General features: G+C 71.9%; 6 protein-coding genes. 4 read left to right on the forward strand and 2 right to left on the reverse strand.

The window, feature by feature from the left end; translation table 11 throughout:
• A partial coding sequence (locus tag ACRDSK_RS31955; RefSeq protein ID WP_431445131.1) for a PD-(D/E)XK nuclease family protein occupies positions 1-526 on the forward strand: 526 nt, incomplete at its 5' end.
• Between the two features lie 5 nt (positions 527-531).
• On the opposite strand, the gene ACRDSK_RS31960 is transcribed toward ACRDSK_RS31955, so the two are convergent.
• Entirely contained in the window at positions 532-999 is a 468-nt protein-coding gene (locus ACRDSK_RS31960) for a DNA topology modulation protein FlaR (protein ID WP_431445132.1), read from the reverse strand.
• Positions 1,000-1,336: 337 nt separating this feature from the next.
• Between ACRDSK_RS31960 and ACRDSK_RS31965 the strand changes: the two genes are divergently transcribed.
• The 3 genes from ACRDSK_RS31965 (at position 1,337) to ACRDSK_RS31975 (ending at position 3,523) form a co-directional block, all read left to right on the forward strand.
• Positions 1,337-1,807: a hypothetical protein gene (locus tag ACRDSK_RS31965; protein ID WP_431445133.1), complete on the forward strand. Its 471-nt coding sequence runs from the start codon at positions 1,337-1,339 to the stop codon at positions 1,805-1,807.
• A 128-nt stretch (positions 1,808-1,935) separates the two neighbouring features.
• Positions 1,936-3,000 (forward strand): potassium channel family protein, encoded by a 1,065-nt coding sequence (locus ACRDSK_RS31970; RefSeq protein WP_431445137.1) that lies wholly within the window; start codon positions 1,936-1,938, stop codon positions 2,998-3,000.
• Between the two features lie 37 nt (positions 3,001-3,037).
• The gene (locus ACRDSK_RS31975; protein ID WP_431445134.1) at positions 3,038-3,523 is read left to right on the forward strand and encodes a hypothetical protein; all 486 of its coding nucleotides are present in this window, start codon (positions 3,038-3,040) and stop codon (positions 3,521-3,523) included.
• On the opposite strand, the gene ACRDSK_RS31980 is transcribed toward ACRDSK_RS31975, so the two are convergent.
• A partial coding sequence (locus ACRDSK_RS31980) for a neutral zinc metallopeptidase (protein WP_431445136.1) occupies positions 3,524-4,731 on the reverse strand: 1,208 nt, incomplete at its 5' end.

Raw genomic sequence — 4,731 nt, forward strand, 5'->3', positions numbered from 1 at the left:
GCGCCGCCCCCTGCCGCTGCCGCCGAACCCGACCGCGCGGCGGGGCACGGCGTTCCACGCGTGGCTGGAGAAGCGCTTCGGGTCGAGGGCGTTGCTGGACCTCGACGAGCTGCCGGGCTCGGCGGACTCGGACGCCGCGCCGGACGCGGACCTCGATGCGCTGAAGGACGCGTTCCTGGCGTCGCCGTGGGCGGAGCGGGTGCCGCACGAGGTGGAGGTCCCGTTCACCTGCGACGTAGCCGGAATCTCGCTGCGCGGCCGGATGGACGCGGTGTTCGCCGACCCGGACGGCACCTGGACGGTGATCGACTGGAAGACGGGTGCCCTGCCCCGCGAGGATGACCTGCCGGCGCTGACCGTGCAGTTGGCCGCGTACCGCCTGGCGTGGTCGAGCCTGTCCGGCACCCCGGTGGCCGAGGTCCGAGCGGCGTTCCACTACGTCCGCCAGAACCACACCCTCCGCCCGGCCGACCTCCTCGACGGCGACGGCCTGAGAGCCCTACTCCGCGCCGTCCCAGCCGGCTGACCTCGCTACTTCGCCTCGACCCGCTCGAGGAACCGCTCCAGCGCGCGGGGGGTGTGAAACGTGTACACGTCGGCGCCGGGGGCGTAGTCGGCGATCGCCGCACGGACCGGTGGCAGCCCGCGCCGCCGGTAGTGGATCACCCAGCGCCAGAACTCGGCGTTGGCCCGGGATCGCCGGACCGCGCGCCAGGCGCAGCGCCGCAGTGAGAAGTCCAGCACGACGATGGTGTCCGCCCGGCGCAGCCGCACCTCGAGGACGTCGTGGTGGGCGAGGTCGCCGTCGAGGATCCAGCCCGCGCCCGCGGTGAGGTCATGCTGCACCGACGCCCAACGGTCCCGCGGCGTGGGTGCGAGGTCGGGTCCCCAGAAGTACCGATCCAGCTCGACGACCGGAAGGCCGGTGGCTAGCCCGAGCCGCCCGGCGAAGGTGGACTTGCCCGCCCCACCCCGCCCGAGCACGACAACCCGCCGCACGAACCTCCTCCGTCCACACGCGACCCGGCCCGGTGCGAATGCAAACGCCACTTCGCAGACGTCTCCGCGCCGGCAAGGGGGACCCCTGGGTCCACGATAGTCGCGGACTCCGACAGTTTCGGGTGAGCGGGCGGCTGCTGTGGACAACTCGCCGGGTTGTGGACAACCGCCGCCAACCTGGCCGCCACCCGAGCCGGGGCACCCGTCGATCGTCTTGTCAGGGCGTGCAATAGCGGTTGCTCGTCGTGCACAACCGCTCCCCGACCGCAACCGCGGGCTGTCACGGTCCCTGAAGCCGACCTGAAGCGGCCGGCCAGGAGCTGAACAGGAGGACGACATGCGCAAGGTACTGCTCGGGCTCGTCGCCGCGGCCGCGGTGGCCGTGGGGCTGGTGATGGTCCTGCCCACCGGTGACGCGGACGCCACCGGCAAGGAGATCAGCCACAAGGCGGCCGCGGCCAAGCTCCGCAACGCCAACATCGGCTGGGTCTCCAGCGGCGGCTGCAGCAACCGCAACAACCCGACGTGCACGTCGTTCACCGACATCAAGTCAGGGACGATCAACGGCGTCATCACGTTCAAGAAGTCCAGCAAGTGCAAGATCACCGTCACCGGTGGCACCGAGACGGGCCACGCGCCGGGCAAGTACAGCCACTGGAACGGCTACAAGATCGACATTTCCCGGACGTCCTGCGCCACCAACTACATCAAGCGCAACTTCAGCTACATCGGCGGCGCGAAGTGGCGCTCCTCGGCCGGAAACGTCTACTTCGACGAGGGCGACCACTGGGACATCACGTACTACTAGGAGCCATCGGAAACGGCTACCAGCAGCCATCGAAGACGGGGGTCACCGGTCCGCCGGCGGCCCCCACGGCTACTCTCGCCGCCGTGACCAGCCCCGACGAGCAGGAGACCCACCGCCTGACGCAGAACCTGCGCCGGCGCCTGGGCGACCGGCTGACCGACCGGCCCGACCACTCGCTGGTCGGTGTCATCCGGATGCCGGAGAGCTCGGTCAGCCCGATCACCTCGATCGTCCGGCGGATCCTCTGGGCGTTCGTCGCGCTGTTCGCGGCGGTCCTGCTCGTCTACCTCGACCGCGACGGCTACCGCGACAACAACGGCGACGGCCTGTCGTTCCTCGACTGCGTCTATTACGCGACCGTCTCGCTGTCGACCACCGGCTACGGTGACATCACCCCGGTGAGCGAGACCGCCCGCCTGGTCAACATCCTGGTCATCACCCCGCTTCGGGTGCTGTTCCTGATCGTCTTGGTCGGTACCACGCTCGCGGTGCTCACCGAGCGCTCCCGCCAGGCGTTCAAGCTGCAACGTTGGAGGACGAAGGTGCGCGATCACGTGGTCGTCGTCGGCTACGGCACCAAGGGCCGGTCGGCGGTCAGCTCGGTGCTCTCCGACGGGATCGAACCGGACCGCATCGTCGTGGTGGACACCGACCGGACGATGCTCGACGCCGCCTCCGCCCTCGGGCTCGTCACCGTGCACGGCTCGGGCACCCGCTCCGACGTGCTGCGCGTCGCCGGGGTGCCGCGGGCCCGGGCCGTGGTCGTGGCCGCGAACCGGGACGACTCCGCGGTACTGGTCACGCTGACCGCCCGCGAGCTCGCGCCGAAGGCCCAGATCGTCGCGGCCGTGCGGGAGGCCGAGAACGTCCACCTGTTGCGCCAGTCCGGCGCGAACCAGGTCGTGGTGTCCAGCGAGACGGCCGGCCGGCTGCTCGGCATGGCCACCCACACCCCGACCGTCGTGGACATGGTCGAGGACCTGATCACTCCGGAGTCCGGCCTGGCCATCGCCGAGCGCGACGTCGAGCAGGGCGAGGTCGGCGGGTCGCCGCGGCACCTGTCGGACATCGTGTTGGGTGTGGTCCGCAACGGGACCCTCTATCGGGTGGATCACCCCGAGGCCGACGCGATAGAGCTCGGCGACCGGTTGCTGTACGTCAAGAAGGTCACCCCAGCAGGCGATACCGACTGAGGTACTGCGGGCGGGAATGATCTGCGACCATCTTCGGGTGCGGATCTCGGGTTGGCAGGTACCACCCGGCTACCTGCGTTGGGCGGCGGCGGGCGTGGGGCTCGTGCTGCTCAGCGTGGCCATCGCGGCGATCGTGGGCGCGGCCGGCCTGGCCGGCTTCTCCGGCTCCGACGAGGCCGGCACCCGGGTGGCGGCGCGGGTGTCCACCAGCTCACCGTGCAACCGGCCGAACGCCTTCGAGATCGTCACGTTCCGCTTCGAGGGGGAGAACCGGCAGGCCCGGCTCGACGGGTGCGGCCACGCCAAGGGCGAGCCGGTCGACGTCACGCTGCCGCCGGGCCCGTTCGTCGAGTCGATGGTCGTGCAGTCCGCGGGGACGGCTTCGACCGACACCAGCCGCGGCGCGGGTCTCGGGCTGGTCCTGCTGGTGGCGAGCGGGCTGGCCGGAGCCGGCTACGCCTTCCTGGTGCGGCGGGGTCCGCGCGGGCGCGCCCTGCCGCGAGCCCTGCGACTGGCGAGCTAGTCAGGCCACGTCGGCGGCTGGGCTCTTCCACGTGTTGCACTGGAAGGTCCGGTTCTTCTGCGCGCCCTGCTCCCACCACGCCGACGTGTTCGCGTCGGACCCGTGGTCGCGCGGCCGGCCGGCCGTGTGGTCGCCGCGGTTCTGGGTGGTGCGCGCCTCGTCGAGAACCGTGTCGTTCACCGAGCCCCGGCCGTACGAGGCCGCCATGAACATGCCCGAGAAGCACTGCGCCTGCAGCTCGAGCCGCCGCGAGAGCTCCAGGCCCGGCCCGGTGTCGACGCCCGCCTCGTACCTGGCCTGCGAGTACGTGTCGAGCACGCCGCTCATCGCCTGCACGTGGTGGCCGTACTCGTGCGCCAGCACCGCCAGGTACACCCCGGAGTGCGGCCCGTACATCTGCGTCTGCAGCCCCTCGTACGGCATGTAGAGCGTGTTGTTCTTGCCGCAGTAGAACGCCGCCACGACGCCGCCGCCGCTGGAGACCGAGCCGCATGGGCTCGACCAGCTCGTGCCCGCCGGGTACTCGATCGAGGGGCTGAAGAACGGCAGCCCCGCCTGGGCCATCACCGGCTGCCACGCCGCGTCCAGACACGGCAGGGCGCTGTCGAAGAACGCCGCCGCGCCCTGCGGGGAGCTCTGCCACCGGGTCAGGTCGCAGGTCACCTCCGGCGCGCCGAGGTCGGCGGCGAACAGCGGGTTGTCGCCCAGCTGGTACACGGGCTTCGGGCCGGCCGGGGAATCCTGCGTGGGCGTGTTCCCGGTCGTGGGCGCCGGCGCGTCGGTCGTCGCGACCGGGGCGTCCGAGGCGGTCGCCGTGTCGGCGGTCGTGCCCGTCTCGGCGCCCGTGGCGGCGGGCTCGTCGTAGCCGGTGTCGGCGACGTGGCTGCCGCGGTCGCTCAGGGCCAGGATGCCGATCATCCCGAGGCTCACCACCAGCACGGCCACGACGATGGTGGCCAGCAGCGGCCCGGTGTTGGACTTCGGCCGCGGCGCCAGCACACCCGGGTGGCCCTGCAACCACGGCGGCATGGTCGACCCGGCGGGCGGCAACGCCTGCGGCCCCGGTCGCTGCGGCCCCGGTTGCTGCGGTCCCGGTTGCTGCGTCGGCGGTTGCTGTGGCGGTGGGAGAGGCGGCCGGCCGGGCGGCGGACCGTGGCCGGGCGGACCGACGGGCCGGCCGGGGCCGCCGTACGGGGGCGGTGGTACGG

The sequence above is a fragment of the Actinophytocola sp. genome, from assembly GCF_050699915.1.
Lineage (GTDB): Bacteria > Actinomycetota > Actinomycetes > Mycobacteriales > Pseudonocardiaceae > Actinophytocola.